This window comes from Kocuria sp. (genome assembly GCF_030536815.1).
GTDB lineage: Bacteria > Actinomycetota > Actinomycetes > Actinomycetales > Micrococcaceae > Kocuria > Kocuria gwangalliensis.
In genome coordinates this window covers 1-26,512 of record NZ_JAUNPE010000010.1, presented here as the reverse complement: position 1 = coordinate 26,512, position 26,512 = coordinate 1, and the positions used below count along the sequence as shown (strand labels likewise).

At 65.7% G+C, this 26,512-nt stretch carries 22 protein-coding genes; 19 read left to right on the top strand and 3 right to left on the bottom strand.

Translation table 11 applies throughout. The features are described 5' to 3' along the window. Entirely contained in the window at positions 1-1,395 is a 1,395-nt protein-coding gene (locus tag Q4E95_RS02405) for a class II 3-deoxy-7-phosphoheptulonate synthase (protein WP_303381781.1), read from the top strand. A gap of 91 nt (positions 1,396-1,486) precedes the next feature. On the opposite strand, the gene pknB is transcribed toward Q4E95_RS02405, so the two are convergent. Then, positions 1,487-3,226: a Stk1 family PASTA domain-containing Ser/Thr kinase gene (gene pknB, locus Q4E95_RS02400; RefSeq protein WP_303381780.1), complete on the bottom strand. Its 1,740-nt coding sequence runs from the start codon at positions 3,224-3,226 to the stop codon at positions 1,487-1,489. After that, the gene (locus Q4E95_RS02395) at positions 3,219-4,343 is read right to left on the bottom strand and encodes a LysM peptidoglycan-binding domain-containing protein (protein WP_303381779.1); all 1,125 of its coding nucleotides are present in this window, start codon (positions 4,341-4,343) and stop codon (positions 3,219-3,221) included. Before Q4E95_RS02395 ends, pknB begins: the two co-directional genes overlap by 8 nt. 136 nt (positions 4,344-4,479) lie before the next feature. Between Q4E95_RS02395 and Q4E95_RS02390 the strand changes: the two genes are divergently transcribed. Beyond that, positions 4,480-4,872, top strand: coding sequence for an Rv2175c family DNA-binding protein (locus Q4E95_RS02390; protein WP_303381793.1), 393 nt, complete (start codon positions 4,480-4,482; stop codon positions 4,870-4,872). Between the two features lie 2 nt (positions 4,873-4,874). On the opposite strand, the gene Q4E95_RS02385 is transcribed toward Q4E95_RS02390, so the two are convergent. After that, positions 4,875-5,987 (bottom strand): polyprenyl synthetase family protein, encoded by a 1,113-nt coding sequence (locus tag Q4E95_RS02385; protein WP_303381778.1) that lies wholly within the window; start codon positions 5,985-5,987, stop codon positions 4,875-4,877. Positions 5,988-6,172: 185 nt separating this feature from the next. Here Q4E95_RS02385 and dinB point away from each other — a divergent pair, with 185 nt between their 5' ends. The 17 genes from dinB (at position 6,173) to Q4E95_RS02300 (ending at position 26,420) form a co-directional block, all read left to right on the top strand. Further along, the gene (gene dinB, locus Q4E95_RS02380; protein ID WP_303381777.1) at positions 6,173-7,441 is read left to right on the top strand and encodes a DNA polymerase IV; all 1,269 of its coding nucleotides are present in this window, start codon (positions 6,173-6,175) and stop codon (positions 7,439-7,441) included. 50 nt (positions 7,442-7,491) lie between these two features. Further along, positions 7,492-7,878 (top strand): DUF3040 domain-containing protein, encoded by a 387-nt coding sequence (locus Q4E95_RS02375; RefSeq protein WP_303381776.1) that lies wholly within the window; start codon positions 7,492-7,494, stop codon positions 7,876-7,878. Between the two features lie 224 nt (positions 7,879-8,102). Continuing rightward, on the top strand, positions 8,103-8,534 hold the full coding sequence (gene mraZ / locus Q4E95_RS02370) for a division/cell wall cluster transcriptional repressor MraZ (RefSeq protein WP_303381775.1): 432 nt from the start codon (positions 8,103-8,105) through the stop codon (positions 8,532-8,534). Positions 8,535-8,737: 203 nt separating this feature from the next. Next, complete coding sequence (rsmH, locus tag Q4E95_RS02365; RefSeq protein ID WP_303381774.1) at positions 8,738-9,721, top strand: 16S rRNA (cytosine(1402)-N(4))-methyltransferase RsmH; 984 nt, start codon at positions 8,738-8,740, stop codon at positions 9,719-9,721. Beyond that, a complete protein-coding gene (locus Q4E95_RS02360; RefSeq protein ID WP_303381773.1) occupies positions 9,718-10,344 on the top strand; it encodes a hypothetical protein in 627 nt (208 codons plus the stop codon). The genes rsmH and Q4E95_RS02360 overlap by 4 nt, the downstream gene beginning before the upstream one ends. 89 nt (positions 10,345-10,433) lie before the next feature. Next, positions 10,434-12,287 carry a penicillin-binding protein 2 gene (locus tag Q4E95_RS02355; protein WP_303381772.1) on the top strand — a complete coding sequence of 618 codons (1,854 nt, stop codon included), beginning with the start codon at positions 10,434-10,436 and terminating at the stop codon, positions 12,285-12,287. Positions 12,288-12,371: 84 nt separating this feature from the next. Beyond that, complete coding sequence (locus tag Q4E95_RS02350; RefSeq protein WP_303381771.1) at positions 12,372-14,030, top strand: UDP-N-acetylmuramoyl-L-alanyl-D-glutamate--2,6-diaminopimelate ligase; 1,659 nt, start codon at positions 12,372-12,374, stop codon at positions 14,028-14,030. Next, positions 14,027-15,538 (top strand): UDP-N-acetylmuramoyl-tripeptide--D-alanyl-D-alanine ligase, encoded by a 1,512-nt coding sequence (gene murF / locus Q4E95_RS02345; protein ID WP_303381770.1) that lies wholly within the window; start codon positions 14,027-14,029, stop codon positions 15,536-15,538. The genes Q4E95_RS02350 and murF overlap by 4 nt, the downstream gene beginning before the upstream one ends. Beyond that, the gene (mraY, locus tag Q4E95_RS02340) at positions 15,535-16,668 is read left to right on the top strand and encodes a phospho-N-acetylmuramoyl-pentapeptide-transferase (protein ID WP_303381769.1); all 1,134 of its coding nucleotides are present in this window, start codon (positions 15,535-15,537) and stop codon (positions 16,666-16,668) included. The genes murF and mraY overlap by 4 nt, the downstream gene beginning before the upstream one ends. Continuing rightward, on the top strand, positions 16,665-18,203 hold the full coding sequence (gene murD / locus Q4E95_RS02335; RefSeq protein WP_303381768.1) for a UDP-N-acetylmuramoyl-L-alanine--D-glutamate ligase: 1,539 nt from the start codon (positions 16,665-16,667) through the stop codon (positions 18,201-18,203). The genes mraY and murD overlap by 4 nt, the downstream gene beginning before the upstream one ends. Beyond that, the gene (gene ftsW / locus Q4E95_RS02330; protein WP_303381767.1) at positions 18,203-19,630 is read left to right on the top strand and encodes a putative lipid II flippase FtsW; all 1,428 of its coding nucleotides are present in this window, start codon (positions 18,203-18,205) and stop codon (positions 19,628-19,630) included. The genes murD and ftsW overlap by 1 nt, the downstream gene beginning before the upstream one ends. Beyond that, positions 19,620-20,744: an undecaprenyldiphospho-muramoylpentapeptide beta-N-acetylglucosaminyltransferase gene (murG, locus tag Q4E95_RS02325; protein WP_303381766.1), complete on the top strand. Its 1,125-nt coding sequence runs from the start codon at positions 19,620-19,622 to the stop codon at positions 20,742-20,744. Before ftsW ends, murG begins: the two co-directional genes overlap by 11 nt. A gap of 44 nt (positions 20,745-20,788) precedes the next feature. Continuing rightward, a complete protein-coding gene (gene murC / locus Q4E95_RS02320; protein ID WP_303381765.1) occupies positions 20,789-22,198 on the top strand; it encodes a UDP-N-acetylmuramate--L-alanine ligase in 1,410 nt (469 codons plus the stop codon). After that, positions 22,198-23,223 (top strand): cell division protein FtsQ/DivIB, encoded by a 1,026-nt coding sequence (locus tag Q4E95_RS02315; RefSeq protein ID WP_303381764.1) that lies wholly within the window; start codon positions 22,198-22,200, stop codon positions 23,221-23,223. Before murC ends, Q4E95_RS02315 begins: the two co-directional genes overlap by 1 nt. Positions 23,224-23,478: 255 nt before the next feature. Then, entirely contained in the window at positions 23,479-24,726 is a 1,248-nt protein-coding gene (gene ftsZ / locus Q4E95_RS02310; protein ID WP_303381763.1) for a cell division protein FtsZ, read from the top strand. A gap of 108 nt (positions 24,727-24,834) precedes the next feature. Continuing rightward, positions 24,835-25,596 carry a polyphenol oxidase family protein gene (locus Q4E95_RS02305; RefSeq protein ID WP_303381762.1) on the top strand — a complete coding sequence of 254 codons (762 nt, stop codon included), beginning with the start codon at positions 24,835-24,837 and terminating at the stop codon, positions 25,594-25,596. Continuing rightward, positions 25,593-26,420, top strand: a complete 828-nt coding sequence (locus Q4E95_RS02300; RefSeq protein WP_303381761.1) for a YggS family pyridoxal phosphate enzyme — start codon at positions 25,593-25,595, stop codon at positions 26,418-26,420. Before Q4E95_RS02305 ends, Q4E95_RS02300 begins: the two co-directional genes overlap by 4 nt. Positions 26,421-26,512 lie beyond the last annotated feature (92 nt).

Here is a 26,512-nt window from a genome sequence, read left to right as displayed (position 1 = left end):
ATGACCTCTGTAACCCAGTCTGAACAATCACGCTCCAGGACTACCCCCTCACCCAGTGCCGCCAACTATCCCGGCCTGGACGAGTGGCGTCAGCGGACCATTGGTCAGCACCCGCAGTGGTCCGAGCACCCGGATTTCGCCTCCGCCATTGAGGAGCTCAACACTGTTCCGCCGCTGGTCTTTGCCGGTGAGGTGGACCTGCTGCGGGAGCGCCTGGCATCCGTGGCCGCGGGCGAGGCATTTTTCCTGCAGGGTGGCGACTGCGCCGAGACGTTCGGCGGTGCCACCGCGGACAAGATCTCCGGCCGCGTTCAGACCCTGCTGCAAATGGCCGTGGTCCTGACCTACGGCGCCTCACTGCCCGTGGTGAAGATGGGCCGCATGGCGGGTCAGTTCTCCAAACCCCGCTCCTCCAACCTGGAGACCCGCGGTGATCAGACCCTGCCGTCCTTCCGCGGTGAGATGGTCAACGGTTTTGATTTCAACGAGTCCTCCCGCGTTCACGACCCCAACCGCATGCTGCGCGGCTACCACACCTCCGCCTCCACGCTGAACCTCATTCGTGCCTTCACCACCGGCGGTTTCGCGGACCTGCGCCGCGTGCACGCCTGGAACATGGGCTTCGCGGCCAACCCCGCCTACGCCCGCTACGAATCCATGGCCCGCGAAATCGATCACGCGGTCAAGTTCATGGCGGCCTGCGGCGCCGACTTCGACGCGCTCAAGACCACCGAGTTCTTCGCCGGTCACGAGGCGTTGTTGCTCGACTACGAGCGCGCGTTGACCCGTATCGATTCCCGCACGCACCTGCCGTACGGCACATCCGGGCATTTCCTGTGGATCGGGGAGCGCACCCGCGAGCTCGACGGCGCCCACGTGGACCTGCTCTCGCGGCTGCGCAACCCCATTGGTGTGAAGCTCGGCCCGTCCACCACGGGTGAGGATGCCTTGCGTTTGATCGACGCCCTGGACCCGAAGCGCGAACCGGGTCGACTCACGTTCATCATCCGCATGGGCGCCAAGAACATCCGCGAGAAACTCCCGGCCATCATTCAGGCGGTCGAGGGTTCCGGCGCCAAGCCCGTGTGGGTCACCGACCCCATGCACGGCAACACCGTGTCCCTTCCGTCCGGGTACAAGACCCGCAACTTCGACGACGTGGTGGACGAGGTCCGCGGCTTCTTCGAGGTGCACCAGTCCCTGGGTACGTTCCCGGGTGGCATCCACGTGGAGATGACCGGCGACGACGTCGCCGAGTGCCTGGGTGGTTCGGACCCGGTCAATGAGTCCTCCTTCGCGGAGCGCTACGAAACATTGTGCGACCCGCGACTGAACCACATGCAGTCGCTGGAAATCGCGTTCCTCGTGGCGGAGTACCTCTCCGCGCAACGCTGAGCCCGTTCAACCACCATCGCGGCACCGCCGGATGATTTCCGCCAAGGATGTCATTCGCCGGTGCCGCGGCGCGTTGGTGATCGAATCGTCCTCAGAACACCGTGAGGATCACGGTGTCGCCGTCCTCGCGCTGGTGAATCACGCGGTCCAGAGTGGATCCCACGGGGCGGTTCACCTCCACGGTGAATCCCAGTTCCTCCAATGACTCCCGTGCGGAATCCACGGTCTGACCGACCACGTTGGGAACCTCCTCCGTGGGGCTGGCCGTGGCGACGGTAAGGCCCACGGCCGAGCCCTCTTCGGCCTTGGACCCCGAGGCCGGTTGCTGCTCCACCACGGTGCCCTCGGGTTCCTCCGAGAACCGCTCCTGTACGGCGCCCACGGAGAAACCCGCCTGGCTGATTGCGTTGCGGGCCTCGTCCAGGGACATGCCCTCGAACAACGGCACGTCCAACTGGGCCGGACCTTCCGAAACCACCAACACCACCTGTTCGATCCCGCGCACCTGGGAGGATGCCCCGGGATCCGTGGCAATCACGGACCCGGCAGGGATCTGGGCGTTGGTCGCCGTGTGCACGCCCACGTTGCTGATCCCGGCCGCGTCCAGGGTGCGTTCCGCAGTGGCCACGGGCACACCCGACACATCGGGCACGGTGGCGGCGGCGGTCCCCGGCCCGGAGGCCAGCCACCAGCCCAAGAACCCGGCCAGGGCCAGAGACAGGACGAACAGCACGGCGCCGATGGCCAGGTGCAGCGGTTCGGGTTGTGGGTTGAGCATGACGCGGGGTTGTTCCGGCGTGCGATGCGCGGTGGAGCCTGCCGCCGTGATGGCCACGGTCCGGGTTGCATCCAGGTCTTCCCGGGGCAAAATGCCGGCGGCCGGAACAGTCCGATACGCCGGAGCGGACCGCGGCAATGACTGGGTCTCATCCGACGGGGGAATCAGGTCGGTCGGCTGATCCAGCGAGGCCGAATCAATCACGGGTGGCAACGACCGTTGAATTGCGAGGGCAAGGTCCAGGAGGGCGGCGGCGTCGGCGGGGCGGGCCCTTGGATCGCGCGCGGTGCAGCGCAGCACGAACTCGTCCAGGCTGCCAGGGATCCCGTGGGACGTGCGACTCGGTGCGGGGACGTCGCGACTGACGTGGGAGGTGGCCACCTGCAGTGCGGTGCCGGTGTAAGGCCGGGAGCCGGTGAGCATTTCGTAGGTCATGATGCCCACGGCGTACACGTCGCACCGCTGATCCACGGGTTCGTGGCCCACGAGTTCGGGGGCGGCGTACGCGACCGTGCCCAGGATGGTGCTGCTCGTGGAGGTGTGCTCGTCCACCGCGCGCATCAAACCGAAGTCCGCCACCTTGACGTCCCCGCCGGTGGTCAACAGCACGTTCTCCGGTTTGATGTCTCGGTGGACCATGCCGGAGCGATGCGCCTGGGCCAGGCCGCGCAGCACGGGGATCAACAGTTCCAGGGCGCGGCGCGCGGTCATGGGGGATTCGCGGGCAATCACCTGGCGCAGAGTGGGTCCGTCCACGTACTCGAGGACCAGGTACACCACGCCGTCCTCCGTGTGACCCTGATCCAGTACGGCGACCACGTTGGGGTGGTGCAAGCGTGCGGCGGCCTTGGCCTCACGCTGGGCGCGTTCCACGAATTTGGGGTCGTGCGCGTAGTGGCCGTGGATGATTTTCAGCGCCACGGGACGGTCGAGGCGCTCATCCAACCCCACGTAGACGGAGGCCGTTCCGCCCGTGGCCAATCGCCGCTGGATCCGGTAACGCCGGTCCAGCAGCGTGCCGCTCAGGCGGTCCTGCTGAGAATGATCAGGCAAATCGTTTTTCCTGAGCGGAAACCGCCCGTACGTAGTCCTTGGTGTCCGAGAACAAACCATAGGTCTTCACACCGTGCAGACCCTGGTAATACGCGGCGATACCCATCTCCTTGGACGGCGTCTTGTCCTGGAGTTCCTTGATGATGGCCACACCGGCGGTGACATTGTCGCGCGCGTCCAACAGGTCCAGATCGCGACCCACCAGCTGGGACGCCCACTCTCCCGCGGACGGGATGACCTGCATGGTTCCCACGGCATCCGCGGGGGAGACCACGCCCTGCTGGAAACCGGATTCCTGAGCGGCATGAGCCAGCGCCAACGTGGGTTCCACGCCCATTGACTCAGCGGTCTCTCGGACCAGGGATTGCAGGGCTTCCTGGGACGGCAGCTCCCGCTTCTGCAACTCGGCGTGGTGCTCGTTCGCCGAATTCACCACGTGCTGGGGATAGGTTCTCCCGGCGAACGTGTCGTCCACGGCGGCTTTGGGTGCCGCCTTCGCAGCCTCCGGCGCCTTGGGCTCGGGTGCGGGTTCGGTCGCCGACGCCGCGGCGGGCGCCTGAGCGGCGTCGGCGGCCTGGGGCGTGGCCTGCGAGCCGGGGATGGTGAGCGTGCGCCCCGGCCGCAGCAACGAGGAGGCGTCGAGGTCGTTCGCTCGCTGCAGTTCGACCACGCTGACCCCGTGCTGGTCGGCGAGGTCCCACACGGTGTCCCCGGGGGCAACGGTGTGCTGCGCGCTCGGAGGCCGGGGCTCCGACGGCTCGGCGGGCTCGGCCTCGGTATGTTCTTTGGGCCGACCGGGGATCGTGAGGCGATCCCCGGGGCGGACCATGGCGTGAGCCGGGATGTTGTTGGCGTTCATCATGTCGGTCACCGTCACGCCGTGTTTGGTGGCCAGGGACCACACGGAATCACCGGGGGCCACGGTGATCTCGCCCCGCGTGTGAGCATGCTGGGAGGCCGCATTGTTCTGAGGTGTCACCGGCGAGTGCGCGTGGGCCGCGCCCAGGGAACCGAGGGCGGAGAGAGCCGCCAGCGCGGTGACAGCGGAGCCCTTGGTGGCCCTGCGCGCCCACGCGGACCGGGCGGACGGGCGATGTTCTGGTGGCTCAACCGGCATGTTCGTGCTTCCTGCCTAAGTACGAGGGTGAGGGGGAAGGCCACCGACTCGCGGGAGCCGTGACAGCGTCTCCAGAGTACCTGACCTGGCCGGACGAGTTGAAGACATGAACCTGACCGCCAACCGTGGCAAAGTATTGTCCGTGAATCATTCATCCGAGATCAGCGCCGAAACCTTTGCCGAACTTGACTCCTTGGTGGGGGAGTGGACGTATCTGCCCGATATCGCCCAGGCCCTGGACATCCAGATCACCAAGGTGCACCGCATGATGGACCAGGGAGAGTTCCTGGAGGTCCGCCGCCCCTCCGACGGCGTCCGCGTGGTTCCGGCGGAGTTCATGGCGGACGGCCAGCCGCTGAACGCTCTCAAGGGCACCATTTCGGTGCTGCGCGACGCCCGCTACACGGACGAGGAGGCCATTCGCTGGCTCTTCACCGACGACGAGTCCCTTCCGGGCCGTCCCGTGGACGCGCTGCGTGAGGGTCGCAAGACCGAGGTCCGACGCCGGGCGCAAGCCCTGGGCTGGTAGCCCTACCGGCTGCGCCGCACCGCGGCGTCCGCGAGCGCGCGCAGTCCGGCGCGGGCCACCTCATTCGTGGGGAGCGTTGCCAGCTGCTGTTCGGCCGTGGCCACGAGTTCACCGATCAGAACTTCGGTGTGTCCTAGCGCCCCGCTGTCGGTCATGAGTGTGCGGGCTCGTTCTACGTCGTCTTCGCTGAGATCGGCGCGGCCCAGGGCAGAATCCAACCACTCGATCTCTGCCCGGGAGGCGCCCCTGGCGCACAGGGCGACCAGTGCGGTGCGCTTACCCTCCCTGATGTCGTCACCGGCGGGTTTGCCGGTGGTTTCCGGATCACCGAAAACCCCCAGGACGTCGTCGCGCAACTGGAATGCTTCTCCCACGGGCAGCGCGAAGGACGAGCAGTGAGCCACGAACCGCTCGTCCGCTCCCGCCAGTGCGGCGCCGATTCGTACCGGGTGTTCGACCGAGTACTTGGCCGACTTGTAGCGCAGCACGGCCAGGGCACGAGCCAGCTGCTCCTCCGGATCGTCCGGCGCGGGGGCGACCTCGGCGTGGACGTCCAAATATTGACCCACCATGACCTCGGTGCGCATGGTGTCGAAAATGGCTCGTGCCGAGCGCTCGTCGTCGCGGGGTAATTGCGCGCAGGCCTGAGCGAACAGTTGCTCGGAGAACGACAAACTCAAGTCCCCGGTCAGCACCGCGGCACCGACACCGAAGTGCGCGGCGTCATCACGCCAGCCCTGTTGTGTGTGTACCCGCTCGAACTCCCGGTGCACACTGGGCTGTCCGCGGCGGGTGTCGGAGCGATCCAGGATGTCGTCGTGGATGAGTGCCGCGGATTGAAACAACTCCAACGCGGCGGCCGCGTGCACAATGGCCGGCGCCAGGGACCCGCCGCCGGCTGCGCGCCATCCCCAGTAACACAGCCGAGCGCGCAATCGTTTGCCACCGGAGGTGAGCCGTTCAATGGAGTCCACCAGCCGCGGGGCGTCCGGGGAAATCTGGGTGACCCGCTGGCGCTCCACCGCGAAGAACTCCGCCAGCTGATCGGTGAGCGCCCGAGAGAACTGTGCGTCCTCGGCACCTGCTGCGGCTGCGGATTCTGGCGTCTCGGTCATACGGCGGGCACCTCGTGTGCTGGTGGTCTGGTGATGGCTGCCCCCGCCACGGGCGTGGAGCACCACTCCAGCCTAGCGGGGCACCCCAGGGTCCTTGCGTGTCTGAGGCGCTGCATAGGCTGGTGGCATCGCGGCGGACGAAACCGCGGTTCACCGCAGCCATGACCACGGGGAGGGCAGAGCCAATGGGTGAGTCGAGACTGTCCACGGAGCCCGCGCAAGGCCCGTCCCCGGAGCAACTGGACCGGTACCGCCGCTGCGCCATCCTGCACGTGGACATGGACATGTTCTACGTGGGTGTCGAACTACTGCGGACACCCCAGCACCGGGGCAAGCCGGTGATCGTGGCGGGTCTGGGCCCCCGATCCGTGGTGCTGTCCGCCTCGTACGAGGCGCGGAAATTCGGCGTGAATTCAGCCATGCCTCTCGTCCAGGCCCGTGCGGCGTGTCCACACGCCGTGATCCTGGAGCCCCACCGGGAGGATTACACGCAGTACTCAGGGCTGGTCATGGCCATGTTCCGTGAAATCACCGACCGCGTTGAGCAGCTCAGCGTGGACGAGGCCTTCTTGGACGTCTCCGGGGCAATCCGTCGGCTCGGGCCGCCGGCCGTTATCGCCAGGCGGATTCGTGCGGAGATCGAACACCGCACGGGACTCACCGCCTCAGTGGGTGTGGCAGAGAACAAAACGGTTGCCAAAATCGCATCCGCCCACTGCAAGCCGGACGGCCTGCTGATCGTGGAACCGCAGCACACCCTGGCATTCCTGGCGCAGCTGTCCGTAACCGCACTATGGGGAGTGGGCAAGCGAACGGCCGCCGTTCTGCAGGGTGCCGGGCTGAGCACGGTGGGGGATATCGCAGCCACCCCCGTCACTCGTCTCCGATCACTCGTGGGTGACGCCGCAGGCCACCATCTGCATCAACTCGCCAACGGTCACGACCCCCGCGCGGTGACGCCCGTGCGTGCAGAAAAGAGCCTGGGAGCGGAACGCACTTTCGACCGCGACATATCGGACACCGCTCAGCTCAAACAAGTGCTCCTGGGGCTGTCCCACGACACTGCGGCTCGGTTACGCAGACACGGGCTCCGCGCGGAACGCGTGGGGCTGAAACTGCGGTACGCGGACTTCTCCACCGTGTCGCGCTCGCGGACCCTGAGTCATCCCATCACGTCAGCCCATGATTTGTACGCGGAATCCACAGCCCTGCTGGACCATGTGGGGCCACGGAAACAATCCGTCAGGTTGCTGGGAGTTCGCGCTGAAAAATTGGCGGCCTCCGGTGACGCGTTGCAGCTCAGCCTGGACGGTCGCGAGGAGGAATGGGGGGCAGCCGAGCAGGCCATGGACCGAGTTCATCACAGGTTCGGCCCGGGAGTGCTTCGCCCGGCCAAACTCCTGGGCCCTGCCGTGCCAAACCAGGCCGCAAAGGATATCCTTGATGACACGTGATGATTTTCCGGGTTTCGCGGTCAACTTCACTTCAACACTCAGGAGGAAACGTGCCCCTTTCCGAGCACGAACAGCAGCTTCTGGCGCAGCTTGAGAAGCAACTGCACCAAGAAGATCCGCGTTTTGCGTCCACCATGCAGCCTGAGCCCACGCGTGGGCGCGGGTCCAAGCGCAACGTGGTGCTGGGCGTGGTGATTGCCGTGGTCGGTCTGGGTGTCGTTCTGGCGGGTGTGGCCGCCAACTTGATCATTCTGGGTGTACTGGGCTTCATCGTCATGGGAGTGGGCGTGTACGTGGCATTCATTCCGGCCGGGGGAGACCTTGCAGACGCCAAACCCTCCGGTACCAAGCGCGGCGGTAGCACCAAGTCCTCGTCCGGCTTCCTGCAGAACCTCGAGCAGAAGTGGGATCAGCGCAATCAGGGTGGCGGAAACTAACCCCCGCCCCACGCCCCCCACTTTCCTCCTCGTACCCCCTCTTTCCACTCCTCGGTCCGCGACCGGGGAGTATTTCTTTGCCCGAAAACTGGCGGGGACACGCCAGAACCCTTGACGGGCCGGGGCCGGGGAGGCGCTGCGTTGACGGTGGAGGCAAGTGGAGTAAAGTGGAGCGCGATAGAGGAACGAGGGTGCGGCTGGACCCCTGACTCAAGGCGGTGGAGATGTTTCTCGGAACATATTCGCCACGCCTCGACGAGAAGGCCCGGTTGATCCTTCCGGCCAAGTTTCGGGCCGAACTGGCGGACGGACTCGTACTGACCCGCGGGCAGGAACGCTGCCTGTACGTGTTCAGCATGGAGGAGTTCGCCCGGGTGCACGAACACATGCGAGCGGCACCGTTATCGTCCAAGCAGGCACGGGACTACATCCGCGTTTTTCTGTCCGGCGCTTCGGATGAGGTACCGGACAAGCAAGGTCGCGTGACCATTCCCGCGGCACTGCGCACGTACGCCGGGCTCGGAAAAGAACTCGCCGTGATCGGCGCAGGGAGCCGCGCGGAGATCTGGGATGCGCAGGCGTGGCAGCAGTACCTGGATGAGAAGGAGGCAGCGTTCTCGGACACCGAAGAAGAGGTGATCCCGGGGTTGTTCTGATTTTCACCGCAGCGCACGCGCACCGGATATGAGATCTCCAGCCGCCCACGTCACCGTCCTGACTCGACTTCCCCCGAGTCAGGCCGGATTCGAGTGGCGAGTGGCGGAGGGGGATCTGGTAACCGGATCGCGGAAGACCACACATCGTCAATCACGCGGGTGACAGCGGCCAGGGCTGAACCCGGAGCAGATCAGGAGCCCGAATGCAGGACACACCAGCTGAGCAGCGCCACGTACCGGTGCTGCTCGATCGCTGTCTGGACCTCCTCGCTCCCGGTTTCGACGTTGATTCACCCGTCGCCCTGGACGCCACCTTGGGGATGGGTGGCCACACAGAAGCCATGCTCGAACGTTTCCCCCACCTCACCGTGGTGGGGATCGACCGAGATCCACAAGCCCTGGAACTCGCGGGACAGCGCTTGGCGCGCTTCGGGGATCGCTTCCTGAGCATCCACACCACCTACGACAACATTGCGGACGCCGCTGCGGTCGCGGGAGTCGAGATGGTGGACGGTGTCCTGTTCGACCTGGGTGTTTCCTCTTTGCAATTGGACGAACGTGAACGGGGTTTCGCGTATTCATTCGACGCGCCACTGGACATGCGCATGAACTCTCAGGCGGACTTCACGGCGGAAACCGTGGTCAACGAGTACGACGAGGACCAGTTGCGCGACATCTTGCGCAATTGGGGTGAGGAGCGCTTTGCCCCGCGGATCGCGCGAGCCATTGTGGCGGCGCGTGCGGTGAAGCCGCTCAAGACCACTGGCGAGCTCGTGACCGTGGTGAAAAGCGTGGTCCCCCTGAGTGTCCAGCACAAAAAGGGGCACCCGGCAAAGCAGACGTTCCAAGCCCTGCGCATTGAAGTTAATGAAGAACTTGATGTTCTGGCTCGTGCCATTCCCGCCGCATTGGAAACTCTGCGGGTCGGCGGGCGTGTCGTCGCCATGAGTTACCACTCACTTGAGGACAAAATTGTAAAGCAAGAATTTGCGCGCGGAGCGCGGTCCACGGCACCCAAGGGATTCCCCGTCGAGCTGCCGGAGCACCAGCCCACGCTCAAGGTTCTGACCCGAGGGGCCGAGAGGCCCACCGAGGAGGAAACCGCAACCAACCCCCGAGCTGCCTCTGCTCGGTTGCGGGCCGTCGAGAAAATACGCACCACCATGAACTCAGGGAGAACACGATGAGCAGCGCGGCTATGACACGACCGGCGCCCCCATCGACCCCCGGGGAAGAAGAACACACGCCGCAACCGCGCACCCCGTTGTCGGTGGTGCCGCACCGCGAAGTTCGCCGCAGTCGCGTGTCGACCGTGGTGATGTGTGCCCTGGCCCTGGCCGCGGCGCTCATGGGCATCTTGTTCCTCAACATCCAGATCTCCTCGGGGCAGTATCGCCTCACGGAACTCACCATTCAGGAACGGGCACTTTCTCAGGAGAACGAAGCCCTGACCCAGGACATCGAGGCCAACGCCGCCCCTCAGAACCTGGCCGCGCGCGCCAACGATCTGGGAATGGTTCAGGCTCAGGACATCGGAACGATTCAGCTGAGCAGCGGGGCCGTTGTTGCGGCGTCGGGCGCGGCAGAAAAGGGTGAGACCCAGGACATTCTGGTGCCTCCTGCCGAGATGAAGGGCTCCGAAGCCGCGGAGAGCGCTCGGGTGGCCGCCGAGGAACGTGCGGAAAAGCGCGCCAAGGAAGAGGCCGCGAAGAAGGCCGCCGATCGCAAGGCTCAACAGCAGGCCCAGCAGGAGGAGAGCCTCAACGGAGGCTCCGTCCCGGCACCTGCACAGCGTGAGCCCGGACAGTAACCTTCGTGCAGTTCCGGCTACGGAGCCGGAACACGGCCGGACCTTCGGAGGTAGCCCACTTCTCTGACCCTAGGAATTGAGGATTCACCGTGTCATCACCCGCAACCAGAACCGCGTCCTGGCGACCGCGTTGGACGCGCGCGCAGGTGGGCATCGCCCTGCTGCTGGCGCTACTTCTGGTGGTCGCGGGAAAGCTGTTCTGGGTGCAGGGACTGGACCCCACCGGCCGTGCGGAGGCTGCCGCGCAAAGCCGGACCCAGACGGAAGTCATCCCGGCGGTGCGCGGAGATATCCGCGACACGAACGGCAAGGTTCTTGCCAGAACCCTGCAGCGTTACGACATCACGGTGGATCAGACAGCGGTCGCCGAGTTCACCCGCGTCAAGGACGATCAGTCCACCGAGCAGGTGACACCCACCCAGGCCGTGTACGACATAGCCGATGCCCTGGGTCTCCCCGACACCGAGGTCAAGAACGCTCTGGACGGGGACAAGACCTTCAATTACGTGGCCCGCGGGGTGACTCCCGAGCAGTACGGAAAGATTCAAGACCTCAACCTGCCCTATGTCTTCGGCCAGCCGACCTTCCAGCGCAGCTATCCCAATGGTGCGGTGGGTGGTTCCATCGTGGGGTTCCTGGGTGGTGACAACGAGGCCTTGGGCGGTATCGAGCAAACGCAGGACGAGCAGTTGCGCGGGGTGAACGGTGAACGCCGGTACGAAATCTCCGGGGACGGCGTTCGGATCCCCGTGGCGCCACAGGAACTGCAAGCTGCCGAGGACGGCGCGGACGTGCAACTGTCCGTGGACAGCGACGTCCAGTATTTCGCGCAGCAGGCCGTGTCCGAGCGGGCCGAGGAACTCGATGCCGAATGGGGCAGCGCCGTGGTGATGGACATCAAGACGGGCAAGGTTCTCGCCATGGCGGATTCGTCCACGGTGGATCCCAATGTGCCCGGAGAGGCGGATTCGGAAGACCTGGGCGTCCGGTCCGTCACGCACGCCGTGGAGCCGGGATCGACCCAGAAGATCCTGACCACGGCCGCCGTGATGGACCAGGGAATCGCGGATCCCGAGACCGAGATCACGGTGCCACCGAACTTGCAGATCGATTCCGAGAAGATCACGGACGCCTTTGACCACGACACCCAGAACCGCACCGTGGCCGGCATCATTGCCGACTCCATGAACACCGGCACGGTGATCATGGGAGCCAAGATGGACAAGCAGACCCGGCATGATTACATGGCGGATTTCGGCGTCGGTCAGTCCACGGGTATCGAACTCCCGGGTGAGACGTCGGGCATTCTCGCCCCGGCGGACGAGTGGGATTTCCGGCAACAGTTCACGGTGTTGTTCGGCCAGGGTGTGTCCCAGAGCCCGTTGCGCACCGCCTCCATTTTCCAAGCGGTCGCCAACGGCGGCGTTCTGATCGAACCCCGACTGGTGGAATCCACGGAACAGGCCGATGGCACCGTGACCACCTCCGAACAGCCGGAAGGCAAACGAGTGGTCTCCGAGGACGCCGCCCAGAAAACCCTGGACGTCATGGAGACCGTGGTCACCGAGGGCGGCGCCGAGGAAGCCGCAGTACCCGGCTACCGGGTGGGTGGTAAGACCGGCACCGCAGAGGCCCCCAGTGACCAGGGCGGTTACGACGGTTACACGACATCCTTTGTGGGCGTCGCACCCATGGAGGATCCGCAGTACCTCGTGGGGATCACGCTGCAGCGGCCCGAGGGCGATGTGCACACCATCGGCGTGACCGAGACGTTCTCCACGATCATGGAGCAGGTGTTGCATCACTACAACGTTCCCCCGTCCACCAGCGATCCCGTGGCCATCACCAAGGAGGTCCCGGACAATCTGGATCGCTCGGTGACGCCGTCGAACGCGTTGGAGCAAACGTGGCCTGCACCGGCTCGGGAAGAGACGGCCGGATAAACTCGCACGACGAGGTGATATATCGGTAAGTACCGGCCCGGGCGAGTGGGGAACACTCGCGACAGCTCATTGAAAAGGAATTTCATGCTTGAATCTGCCGACCAGGGACCCGACGCGCAGTCCGCGCGGCCGTCCCGTCCCGTGGCGCACACTGTTGAGCAGTTGGCCCGCCTCACGGGCGCGCAGATCGTGGCTTCCCCCGGTGCCCGGGAGACGCGGGTGACGGGAGTGGTCCTGAACTCTCGTGAGACCCAGCCGGGAGACCTGTACGCGGCTCTTCCCGGAGCACATGTTCACGGTGCGACATTCGCCGCCGACGCCGCCGCGTCCGGTGCCCTGGCCATTCTCACCGATGCCGCGGGTGCGGAGCTCGTGGCGCAAGCGGGCGTGGAGCTCCCGGTGCTGGTCAGCGCGGATCCGAGGGCCTGGACCGGTCGCGTTGCGGCCGAGATCTACAACTCCCACCCCGGGGACGCCAGCGCCCAGAAACTGTTCGCCGTGACCGGTACGAACGGGAAGACCACCACCACGTACTTCGTGAATTCCATCCTGCGGGCGCTGGGGCATTCCACGGGCTTGATCGGGACCATTGAGATCCTGGCCGGGGACACTCCCATTCCGTCCAAGCTCACCACTCCCGAAGCACCCCACGTGCACTCGCTCTTGTCCCTCATGCGTGAGCGCGGTATCGACGCCGCTGCCATGGAGGTCTCCTCCCACGCGTTGGAGTTTCACCGCGTGGACGGCGTCCACTACGACGTGGCGGGGTTCACGAACCTCACCCAGGACCATTTGGACCTGCACGGGTCCATGGACGCGTACTTCGAGGTGAAGGCCCAGCTGTTCACCGCCGAACGCACCGAGCGCGCCGTCGTCCTGCTGACCGAGGGCGATACGTGGGGCGAGGCAATGGCCCGCCGGGCACGCGAGAATCTCGGAGCGGAACACGTCACCTCGGTGGCCCTGCGCGGCAACATCGGGGACGACGCCCACGCCGGCCCCGACCGGTCCGGCGCCGATTGGACACTGGATTCGTTGACCCGGCGGGGTATTGGCCACGCGTTCACCCTGCAACACCGCGATGGTCGCAAACTGTCGGTGTCCACGGCACTGCCCGGCGACTTCAACGTGGCCAATGCGGCACTGGCGGTACTCATGGTGCTGGATTCGGGAGTGGAGCTGGACACCCTGCAAAAGACGCTGGACGACCATGATCCACTGACCACGGACGTGCCCGGCAGGATGCAGTTGATCGGAACGCGGCCCACGTCCGTCGTGGACTTCGCCCACAACCCGGACGCCATGGCCCGGGCCCTGCAATCGGTGGAACCCACCGAGGACGGTGGCCGCACCATTATCGTGTTCGGTGCCACGGGACGCCGTGACAAGACCAAACGGCCCATCATGGGCAGGATTGCCGCCGAGGGCGCGGACATTGTGATCATCACGGACGACGATCCGCATGACGAGGATCCCGCCCCGATCCGCGAACAGGTTGCCCAGGGTGCGCGAGCCGCCCAGGAACACGGCGCGAGGGCCGCCGAGGTGCACGTGATTGCGCCTCGTGAGGTGGCCATCCACACCGCGGTGCGCCTGTCCCGGCCCGAGGATTCCATCATTGTGGCCGGCCGCGGCCACGAAACTTTTCAAGATCTCAACGGCGTGGCTCATCCCCTGGATGACCGCGTGGAGCTCACGGCGGCGTTGGACGCGTTGCACTCGAGTCGTAAGGAGCAGTCATGATTCCCCTGTCCGCAGCTCAGGTGGCCCGGGCCACCGGAGGCAGATTGGTGGGCGTCCAGGACCCGGAGGCCGTGGTGATCACCGCGGTGACCACCGATTCCCGTGAGGTCACACCGGGCACCCTGTTCGTTGCCAAGCCCGGCGACACCACGGACGGCCACGCATTCGTGCCGCAGGCCGCAGCCGCCGGCGCCGTGCTCCATGTGATGCAGCACGAGATAGCGGATGAGGCGGGGGAGGCCTACCCCGGTGTTCTCGTTCCCGACGTGGTGGAGGCCATGGGCGCGCTGGCCGGTAACGTGATCGACCGCCTCCGAGCGGAGCACCCGGTCACCGTTGTGGCGGTCACGGGCTCCGTGGGTAAAACAACCACCAAGGACCTGCTGGCGGGCATCTTCGGGTCACAGGGACCCACCGTTGCGCCGCGTAATTCCTACAACGGTGAGGTGGGCGTACCCCTCACGGTGTTCACCGCGCAGGAGGACACCCGCTACTTCGTGATCGAGATGGGTGCCAATCATCTGGGCAACATCGAATACCTGTGCAACATGGTCCGCCCGGACGTCGGTGCGGTGCTGTGCGTGGGCACCGCCCACGCCGGTGAATTCGGTGGCGTGGAGAACATTGCCCGCACCAAGGGCGAAATGGTCGAGGGTCTCACCACATCGGGCACAGCCGTCCTCAACGACGACGACGCCCGCGTGCGTCAGATGCGTACCCGAACGCAGGCCCGGATCCTGAGCTTCGGCCTGGGTTCCGCGCCCCACACACCCGAACACGAAGATGAGCGGGTGTGGGCCGAGAACGTGATGGTGGGAGCCGACGGTTGCCCGCGGTTCACCCTGCACCTGCCGGACGGTTCTGCGCACGACATCGAATCCCAGCTCATCGGCGCCCATCACGTGGCCAACATCCTGGCCGCGGCCTCGGTGGCGTTCGCCGCGGGTGTCCCGGCGCCGGCCATAGTCGCCGGCCTCCATGGCAGGGGAGCCCAGTCGCGCTGGCGGATGGAGCGCATCGAGCGCCCGGACGGTGTCACCGTGATCAACGACGCCTACAACGCCAACCCGCAGTCCATGCGCGCTGCCCTGCAGACGCTGGCCCAGATGGGACGCGGTGACGGTGAGAGCGCACCGCGTCGAACCGTGGCCGTGTTGGGCGGAATGTACGAGCTGGGGGACAAGTCGGTCGCGGCGCACGATGCGCTCGGTCAGCTCCTGGTGCGGATGAACATCTCGCATGTCGTGGCGGTCGGGGACATTGCCCGCCCCATTTTCACCGCCGCAACCCTGGAGGGTTCGTGGGGAGACGAGGCCCAGTGGGTGGCCACCGCGGAGGACGCCGAGGATTACCTCATGCATGCACTGCAACCGGGTGACATCGTGTTGTTCAAATCCTCCAATGCAGCGGGTCTGAACCACCTGGGTGACCGGGTCGCGGCGGCAGCGTCCGGCCAGGCGGCCACCTCCAACGGCACCATCGACGGCACAGGGGACGAACCGGCATGATTCAGTTGCTCATGGCTTCGGGGCTGGGCCTCGTCTTTTCAATTTTCGGCACCCCCGCGCTGATCAAGATGCTGGCCCGCCGCGGATACGGCCAGTACATTCGCGATGACGGCCCCACGAGCCACCAGACCAAGCGGGGCACGCCCACCATGGGCGGGGTGGCCATCCTGTTGTCCGTGGTGGCGGCCTATGCGGTGACCCACGTGGTGAGCGTTCTGGCCTGGCCCGAGAACGGCGGTATGAGCGTGTCCGGGCTCTTGGCCCTGGGGCTGATGCTCGGCATGGGTTCGGTGGGTTTCCTGGACGATTACAAGAAGATCGCCCAGAAGCAGAACCTGGGGCTCACCGCGGCCGGCAAAATGATTCTGCAGGGCACCATTGGGGTGGCCTTCGCGCTGCTGGTGTTGTTCTTCCCGGACGCGGCCGGTAACACCCCCGCCTCCACGGCAATTTCCTGGACCCGTGACACCAACGTTGATCTGGCCTTCGCCGGACCGATCATCGGCGCCATCCTTTTCATCATCTGGGTCAACCTGATCGCGACCGGCACCACCAATGCCGTGAATCTCACGGACGGCCTGGACGGCCTGGCCACGGGCGCGTCAATCCTGGTGTTCAGCGGGTACATGCTGATCGCTCTGTGGCAGTCCGGGCACCTGTGCGAGAACGTGGACCAGGCGGCCTGTTACGAGGTGCGTGACCCCATGGACCTGGCCATTGTGGCGGCGGCCCTGGTGGGAGCCCTGATCGGTTTCTTGTGGTGGAACACCGCACCGGCCAAGATCTTCATGGGAGACACCGGTTCGCTGGGGCTCGGCGGCGCGCTGGCAGCATTCGCGGTGCTCTCCCGCACCGAGCTGCTCCTGATCCTGATTGCCGGTCTCTTCGTGATCATTACGCTGTCCGTCATCATGCAGGTGGGTTACTTCAAACTCTCGGGCGGAAAGCGCATTTTCAAAATGGCCCCGTTGCAGCACCACTTCGAGCTCAAGGGCTGGCAAGAGGTCACCATCGTGGTGCGATTCTGGATCATTGCCGGGCTGTTCGTCGCCGCGGCGCTGGGCGTGTTCTACGGTGACTGGTTGATTCACAACGGAGGGGCTTTCCCCGGAGCTGAGGCACTTCGATGATTCACGCCGGCAATGAAAATCCAATGGTGGGCAACCCCCGATTGGCCGGGCTGACCAGCTGGGATGCGGACTGGCGCGGGCTGCGAGTGGTCGTGGCCGGAATCGGTGTATCCGGTTTTGCCGCCGCGGACACCCTCATTGAGCTCGGTGCCCGCGTGGTCGTCCTGGACGGCAATGACACCGCGCGTAACAGACAACGCGCGGACACCCTGCGCATCGTGGGCGCCCTGGACATCAACCTCGGCCAGGACGCCATGACCTACGTTCCCGACGTGGCCGGTGAGCGCCCGGACCTGGTGGTCACCTCGCCCGGGTTCCCACCCACGCATCCCTTGTTGGCTGCTGCCCGGGAAGAAGGCGTCCAGATCTGGGGTGACGTGGAACTGGCGTGGCGCGTGCGTGAACGCGCGGGCCGCAAGACCGCCGAGTGGGTGTGCATCACGGGAACCAACGGCAAGACCACCACCGTGGGAATGACCGCCTCCATACTCCAGGCCGCGGGACTCAAAGCCATTGCCGTGGGCAATGTGGGCACCCCCATCCTGGACGCATTACGTGATCCGGTCGAGTACGACGTCCTGGCCGTGGAACTGTCCAGTTTTCAACTGCACTGGGCTCACTCACTGGCCCCCTTGGCGTCCGTGGTGCTCAACCTGGCCCAGGATCACGTGGACTGGCACGAGGGGTACGAGAACTACGTGGCCGACAAGTCCCGCGTGTACGAGAACACCAAACTGGCGTGCGTGTACAACGCGGAACAAGAGGGCTCCGTGGCACTCGTGGAGGAGGCGGACGTTCAAGAAGGCTGCCGCGCCATTGGTTTCACCACAGGCTCCCCGGATCTGTCCATGGTGGGAGTCGTGGAGGACCTGCTGGTGGACCGGGCCTTCGTGGAAGACCGCGCCAATACCGCCGCCGAACTGGGCAACGTGGCCGATACCGGCGCGCTTCCCACGCGACACGTGGTGGCCAACGCCCTGGCCGCGGCCGCACTGGCCCGCGCCGCCGGGGTCACCCCGGAAGCGGTCCGGGACGGGCTGCTCGCATTCCAACCCGGGGACCACCGCATCCAGCTGGTTGCCGAGTCCGACGGCGTTCGCTGGGTCAATGATTCCAAGGCCACCAATCCGCATGCTGCCCAGGCTTCCCTCTCGGCCTTCGACTCGGTCATCTGGATTGCCGGTGGGCTGTCCAAGGGCGTCAGTTACGACCAACTTGTCGAACGCCACGCCTCGCGCCTGCACACGGTGATCCTGATCGGAACCGACAACCAGTCCTTACTGAGCGCACTGGAACGCTATGCTCCCGCGGTGACGGTGGTGACGACATCGGGCCCCGGCGCTGTCGATTCCGCCGTGGACCCGGAGGACGGGCACGCTGCCATGCGCGTGGCCGTGCAGCAAGCACGCACGCTCGCGGCACCGCACGTCACCGTGCTCATGGCTCCCGCCGCCGCATCCATGGATCAGTTCCGGGACTACGCGGACCGCGGTGACGCCTTCATGAACAGCGTGCGCGAGGAACTGGGACTGTGATGGCGAAACGTCCTGGCCGGGGTTCCACCACCCCACGTAACGCCGCCGTGGTCGACCACCCCGTGGTCACTCCCGCACACGGAACCCAGACGCCGCCCGGCATGCCTGAGGACGACATGGGTGTGGTGCGGGCCGGCAACGGGGGAGACCGTCCCCTGACCACCAAACTGCGTCACCTGTGGCACCAGCTGGTCGACGGGCCGCTGTTCCATTCCTACTGGGCGTTGGCCGGGGCGGTGCTCATGCTCACCGCGATCGGCATGATGATGGTGCTCTCCGCATCGGCCGTTGAAGCTATTGCCGAGGACAGCTCCGCCTACTTCCTGTTCCAGCGCCAGGCCATGTTCGGCGTAGCGGGCCTCATTGCAATGATTGGCCTCTCCTTCGTCCCGGCCTGGATCTACCGCAAGTTCTCCTGGGGCCTGTGGGGATTCGGCGTGTTTTTATTGCTCTTGGTGTTCACACCCATCGGCCAGGAAGTGAACGGTAACCGCAACTGGCTGAATCTGGGCGGCATGACCGTCCAGCCCTCCGAGGCAGCCAAGCTGGCCCTGTGCGTATGGCTTGCGGCGCAGTTCGCCAAACAGGGCGATGAGATCCGGGACTGGAAAAAGGCCCTGTGGCCCTCTGCCCTGGGATTCCTGGTACCCACCGGCCTGGTGGCCGCCGGCGGGGACATGGGTACCGCGATCGTGTTCGTGTTGATTTACGCCGCTGCGTTGTTCTTCGCGGGGGCCCCGCTGAAAATCTTTGCCGGTGCGGCCGTACTCGGTGCCGTGCTCGGTGTGGGGGCGATCGTTACCGCCCCGCACCGCGTTGATCGAATCACGGGCTGGCTGTTCGGCGAATGCGGTGCCACGGATGCGTGTTGGCAAGCCCAACAGGGCCTCAACGCGCTGGCCACCGGTGGCTGGTGGGGCGTGGGCCTGGGGCAGTCCCGACTCAAGTACAACTACGTCCCCGAGGCGCACAACGACTACATTTTCTCGATCATCGGTGAGGAACTGGGGCTGCTCGGAACGGCCATCATTTTGCTGTTCTTCGCGATCATCGTGATCGCCATGGCGCGCATCATCCTGCGGACCCGCAGCATCTTCGTGAAGATCACCACCGCGTGTGTGGCCACGTGGATCGTGGGTCAGGCGTTCGTGAACCTCGGCATGGTCACGGGCCTCCTTCCCGTCATCGGCATTCCGTTGCCGTTCATCAGCTACGGTGGTTCGGCGTTACTGATCAGCCTGATGGCGGTGGGCGTGGTGATGTCCTTCGCCCGGGTCCCCCGCTCGGTTGAGGTCGGCATCAATTCCACGATCCTGGACCGGCAGGAGGCACACGAAGCCGCCGAGGACCACCAGCCGCGACGTCGGGGACCAGAATGGTTGCGGCGCATGACGTCGCAGGAGGGAAAGGCACACCTTGACCAGTGATCCACTGAACAACGACCGCCGGGCCGTGCACGTGGTGCTCGCCGGTGGGGGAACAGCGGGACACATCAGCCCGCTCCTGGCCATCGCCCGGGCAATTCGGGAGGCAGCTCCGGCGGCGTCGGTGTGCGCGGTGGGTACGGCGTCGGGAATGGAAACCCGCCTGGTGCCGGCCGCGGGGGTTCCCCTGGAACTGATCGACCGCGTACCCCTGCCGCGCCGCCCGTCCGCAGATCTGATGCGCCTGCCCGGGCGATTGAACCGCGCGGTCCAGCAGGCCGGGCGCATTCTCGACTCCCAACGGGCGGACGTCGTGGTGGGCGTGGGTGGCTACGTGTGTACACCCGTGTACCTGGCGGCCGCGCGGCGTCGGATTCCCGTGATCATTCACGAGGCGAACGCCCGTCCCGGCCTGGCCAACCGCGTGGGTGCCCGGTTCGCGTCCGTGGTGGCCACCGCCTTCCCCGAGACTCCGCTCAAGGGGGCGGTGGCCGTGGGCATGCCCATGCGCCAAGAAATCGCCGAGCTCGACCGAGGTGCCCTGCGGGCCCGGGCACGCGAAGAACTGGGACTCGAACCGGACCTGCCCACCGTGGTGGTGACCGGGGGATCCTCGGGTGCCCAATCCATGAACCGCACCGTGGCGAACATCGCACGGGAAGTCGCAGGCGGCGGCTACCAGTTGCTGCATGTCACCGGCCGGACCAAAGAGGTGCGCACCGGTGACGGAGAATTGCTGCGGGCACCGGGGTATGTGCAGACGGAATACGTGGACGGGATGGAAAAGGTCTACGCGGCAGCGGACCTGCTCGTGGCCCGCGCCGGTGCCGCCACCGTGTGTGAAGTCGCAGCCGTTGGGCTGCCGGCGGTCTTCGTGCCGTTGCCCATTGGCAACGGGGAGCAAGCGCTCAATGCGCGGTCGCTGGTGGCCGCCGGGGGCGCAGAACTCGTGAAGGATTCCGAGTTCACCGCGCACTACTACCGCACTACGGTGGCCGCCCTGGTCACCGACGCCCCCCGTCTGGAAAAAATGGCTCGGGCATCGGCCGCCCACGGTATTCGCGACGCGGCCCGGACCATGGCGCAGCTGGTGCTGGACCACGCACCGCAGCGTTAAGTTAGTCACCGATCACTCACTATTTCCGTTCGGAGGAGACCACCGTGAACCCCCAGGTCCAGCTCGACCCCCACGCTTTGGGGCGTGTCCACTTCATTGGCATGGGTGGGGCCGGTATGTCCGCCGTGGCCCGGTTGTTGCTGGCCCGCGGGGTACCCGTGAGCGGTTCGGATGCGCAGGACTCCCAGGGGCTGCGCGAACTGGAAGAGCTCGGAGCCACGGTGTTCGTGGGTCAGAGGGCCCAGAACGTGGCCGGTGCCGGGACCGTGGTGGTCTCCACCGCCATAAAGCCCACCAACCCGGAACTCGCGGCCGCGCGTGAGCAGGACCTGCGCGTGGTACACCGGTCGGAGGCACTGGCGTCCGCGATGCACGGGCAACGTGTCGTGGCCGTGGCCGGAACGCACGGGAAAACCACCACGAGTTCCATGGCCACGGTTGCCTTCCGCGCGGCGGGCCTCGACCCGTCGTGGGCCATTGGCGCGTTCGTGGCCGACCTGGGTGCCAACGCGGGATTCGCCGACGGCGAGTGGTTCGTGGCCGAGGCGGACGAGTCCGACGGCTCGTTCCTCGCCTACCTCCCCGAGATCGCCGTGGTCACCAACGTGGAACCGGATCACCTGGATCACTACGGTTCGGCCGCAGAATTCTTCGCGTCCTTCGACCGGTTTGCCGAGACCATCCGCCCGGGCGGCACCCTGGTCGTGTGCCTGGACGACGAGGGCTCGCGCAACCTGGCCGAGCGGCGTCGTCAGACCGGTGAGGCCGTGTTGAGCTACGGGCTGGACCCCGCCGCGGACGTTCACATCTCCGATGTGGAGGCGCGGGGCGTGGGCTCGCACTGCACCCTCACTTTCGCCCTGGCCGGGGAAGACGCTCGTTCACTCGAGTTGGACCTGCTGGTACCCGGAGCCCACAACATTGCCGACGCCGCGGCAGCGTTCACGGCCGGTGTGGCCGCGGGTGCGGAGCCGGAGGCACTCATCGAGGGTCTTGGCCGGTTCCACGGCTCGGCCCGCCGCTTCGACCTGAAAGGCACCGCCCGCGGGGTCCGCGTCTTCGACGACTACGCCCACCACCCGACCGAGGTCCAGGCCGCGCTGACGGCGGCCCGTGAAGTGGCCGGAGAGCATAAGGTGCACGCAATTTTCCAACCACACCTGTATTCACGCACCCGCGAGTTCGCTGCCGAATTCGCCGCAGCGTTGGAACTCGCCGACCGCGCGTACGTCCTGGACGTCTTCGGGGCGCGCGAGGAACCCATTCCGGGCGTGACCGGGCACAGCATTGCGGAGCTCGCCGCATCCGGTCGTGTGGCGTCCACGCCGGAGGCGGAAGAAGCCATTGGTGCCGTCCTGCAATCGGCGGGGGCGGGTGACCTGATCCTCACGATCGGGGCCGGTGACGTCACGGCGCTGGGTCCCCAGATCGTGAACGGATTGGCGCTCAACTGATGGTCAGGCCCACTCCACCCCACCAACCGCGTCTGGGTCGGGAATCGGATTCTGCGGAACATGCGGATTCGCGAGCGGGCGAGGAGAATCTATTCGACCGTCCGACTCACGACGATTCGGGCGAGTCCTTCGAACCCGAACCGGTGCGGGTGCGCGTCAACGACGAGTCCAAAGTGTCCCGCGTGGACACCGGGCAGCTGGAAGAAACCCCGGTCCCGGGGAGCCGTTTCTCGTCCTGGCGCCAGCGCCGCAGGGTGGCCAAGGCGCAGTCAGCGGTGACCGAGGCGGAACCCACCGACGATGATCCGGACACCGTGGTGGCCTTTCCACGCAGTTCCCACCGCCGGCTCCGCCGCAACCGGTGGCTCGCCCTGCTCGGTGCATTACTGGCGGCGGGTCTGTTCGTGGGTCTCGTCTTCTTCTCACCGTTGTTCGCCACCCGCGCCATCGACGTGGAGGGCGCGCGCCTGACCGACCCCCAGAACGTCGAGGACGCCCTACAGCGGTTCGAGGGTGTACCACTGACCAGGATTTCCAAGGACGAGGTGCGTGAGGCCGTGGGCAACGTTCCCCAGGTGAAGTCCGTGGATGTGATCCTGAAACCTCCCCACACCATCACGGTGGAGCTGCACGAACGCGTGGGGGTGGCCACGGTACAGGAGGGACAGGAGCTGATCCTCGTCGATTCTCAGGGCAAGCAGTTGTCCACCTACGGGCAGCAGGACCGGCCCGACGTCCCCATGATCGAGGGTGGCAGGGACGTGCTGAGCACCGACAAATTCTCCGCGATCTCCAATGTCCTCGCCTCGTTGCCCGCCAACGTCCTGAGCCAGCTCGACACGGCCGCTGCGCCGTCGGAATCAGCGGTCGAATTGATCTTTGCGGACGGCCGGAAGGCGATCTGGGGGGATTCCTCGAACAGTGAGTTGAAGGCACAGGTGCTCGCGGCTCTCGTGAACGATGAGGACACGGCGGACGGTACCGAGTACGACGTTTCAGCTCCCCTGCACCCGACCATCAAGTAACCGTGTCTCGGTCCCATATCTAAGTGTCAAGCTCAGATTGAATGTACCGGATGCCCCGCTGATCAGCGGAAACGGCGACTTATCAGGAAACACAACCGATCGTGATAGGGAGAACCTCCGGGTGATTGGTACTCTAAGGGCGACATGAAAATCGATGTTTCCCCGCGTGTGTAAATCGCTCAAGTTTCAAGTAATTCTTGATCTTATTGGATTCGCACGTTGGATATCGGCAAGCCCCACGCGAGTTAGGTGCATATGGACTCCTCAACCCCCCAGAACTACTTGGCCGTCATCAAGGTGGTCGGCATCGGCGGCGGCGGTGTCAACGCTGTCAACCGCATGATCGAAGAAGGTCTGCGCGGCGTTGAGTTCATCGCCATCAACACCGATGCCCAGGCGCTGTTGATGTCGGACGCTGACGTCAAGCTCGACGTCGGTCGCGAATTGACCCGCGGTCTCGGCGCAGGCGCCAACCCCGATGTCGGACGCCAGGCAGCCGAGGACCACGAAGAGGAAATTCAGGAAGTGCTCAAGGGCGCCGACATGGTCTTCGTGACCGCCGGTGAGGGCGGTGGCACCGGTACCGGTGGCGCACCCGTGGTGGCGCGCATCGCCCGTTCGCTGGGTGCATTGACCATTGGCGTGGTCACCCGTCCGTTCACGTTCGAGGGCCGGCGTCGCTCCAACCAGGCCGAAAACGGTATTGAAACCCTGCGCGACGAAGTGGACACGCTCATCGTGATCCCCAATGATCGGCTGCTGTCCATTTCCGATCGCAACGTGTCCATGTTGGACGCCTTCAAGTCCGCAGACCAGGTCCTGCTGTCCGGTGTCTCCGGTATCACCGATCTGATCACCACCCCGGGCCTGATCAACCTTGACTTCGCGGACGTGAAGTCGGTGATGCAGGGTGCGGGTTCCGCGCTCATGGGTATCGGATCGGCACAGGGCGAGGACCGCGCGGTCAAGGCCGCCGAGCTCGCCATCGCGTCGCCGTTGTTGGAAGCGTCCATTGATGGCGCCCACGGTGTGCTGTTGTCCATCCAGGGTGGTTCCGATCTCGGTTTGTTCGAGATCAACGAGGCCGCGCGCCTGGTGCAGGAAGTGGCTCACCCCGAGGCCAACATCATTTTCGGTGCCGTGATCGACGATGCCCTGGGTGACCAGGCACGCGTGACCGTCATTGCGGCCGGTTTCGACTCCGTGTCGCAGGAAACCAATGCCAACAACTCTTCTCCTGCGGATCGCCAGGCGGCCAATACCCGTGCGGCTTTCGGCGGCGACGCCTCACGCCCCTCGGGCGTGGGCCGTTCCCCGCAGCGCGGTGGCTCCTCCTACGGCAACAACAACTCGCAGTCCTTCGGTTCCCGGCAGTCCCAGCAGGACGACATCCCGGACGACGCCGGTTTCGACGTGGACCTGCCCGCCGAGGGCGAGTCCACCCCTTCCTCGGCCAACTCGTCCCGGAAGGATTCCCTGGACTTCCCGGATTTCCTGAAGTGAGTTGAGCGGGTTCTGCTGGCCGGGTAGACACCCGAGAGACTGAATCACGGGGTGGGTACCGCTTGGCGGTATCCACCCCGCAGTTTTGCAATGAGGAGATGATGTCTCGTGTGGTTCACCGACCGATTCGCCGGCGCGGCCGTGGCGTTCACGGACGCGACCGAGGGTAACCTGGCGGCGCACACCGGGGCGGACCCCGCCCAGGTGGCGGCACACAGGAGGGCACTCGAGGTCGGGCTAGGTCTGGCGGCCGGCTCCCTGCGGTACATGCATCAGGTCCACGGAACCGACGTGGTGACCTTCGCATCCAACGGCGGCGCGTCCAGGTCGACTCCGCTCGAGGCGCCCGTGGCGGACGCCGCGATCAGTGAGGACGGGACGCCCCTTGTCGTCTTGACCGCTGACTGTCTTCCGGTGATCTTTGTTGCCGAGCGCCCCGGAGCCGATACACCGCTCCTCGCGGTCGCCCACGCCGGCAGGCGCGGACTGCTCGACGGCGTGCTGCAGAACACCGTGGGAGCACTGCGTGAGCGTGGTGCTACCACGCTCACCGGGTGGATCGGCCCGGCCATCTGTGGTGCGTGCTACGAAGTGCCGGAAGACATGCGGGCGGAGTCCGCGCGCATGCTACCCGGTATCGACACCGAGACCTCCTGGCACAGTCCGGGACTCGACCTGCCGGGCACCGCACGCCGCGTCCTCGAAGGACTCCGGGTGCGAGTCGCTGACCCCGGCTCCGCTCGCTCGGACTGGTGCACGCTGGAGCACACCCAGCTGTACTCTTATCGACGCGATAAGACCACTTCTCGCCATGCGGGAATCGTGTGGGTGCCACCAGCATTCGAACCCGCGGGAAAGGACACACCGTGACTACCGCCGACGATCAGCAACCGGGTGATGACAACGTGGCCCGCACCGCGGAACTGGCACAACGGTTGTCCTCCGTGCGCCAACGAATCCTTGCGGCATCCGAGCAGCGTTCCGAGGACCGCGCCCACGGCGGTGAGTTGCCGTCGCTCATTGTCGTGACCAAGTTCTTCCCCGCCCAGGACGTGGTGCGCCTACGCGATCTGGGGGTGCGCGCCGTCGGCGAGAACAAGGACCAGGAAGCGCTGCCCAAGGCGCTGGAGGTCGCCGAGTCGCTGGCCGGGCGGGAGCCCGGCACGAGTGAACCCGTGTGGCATTTCATTGGTCAGTTGCAGTCCAACAAGGCAAAGCGCGTGGTGCGCTACGCATCGTGGGTGCATTCCGTGGACCGTGAGTCGCTGGTCGGTGCCCTGGGCAAGGCCGTGGCCAATCATCGCGCGGCGGTAGCAGCCGGTGATGTCACCGCCGGCCCGTGTGCCACGGCCGATCTCAAGTGCTGTATCCAGGTCAACCTGGACCCGTCAGCCGAGGAAGGCACGCAGCGCGGGGGAGCGCACCCCTCACACGTGGCCGAACTGGCTCGGCTGATCGACCGGACCGACGGGCTCGAACTGGCCGGTGTGATGGCCGTGGCCCCGCAGGATGGTGAACCGCGAGATGCCTTCGAGCGGCTCTGGAGCATTTCCCAGCATGTCCAGGGGGAATACCCCGGGGCCGGAGCCATCTCGGCGGGCATGAGTGGGGACCTCGAGGCGGCTGTGGCGGCCGGAGCCACTCACGTGCGCATCGGGTCGGATGTCCTCGGGCCGCGTCCCACCGTGCGGTAGCGTAAAGAGAGATAAATTTGCGGGTGAGTGTTGCACGCACCCGTCCAGTGATTGAGGAGAGACTATGGCCGGAGCGCTGCGTCGTACCATGA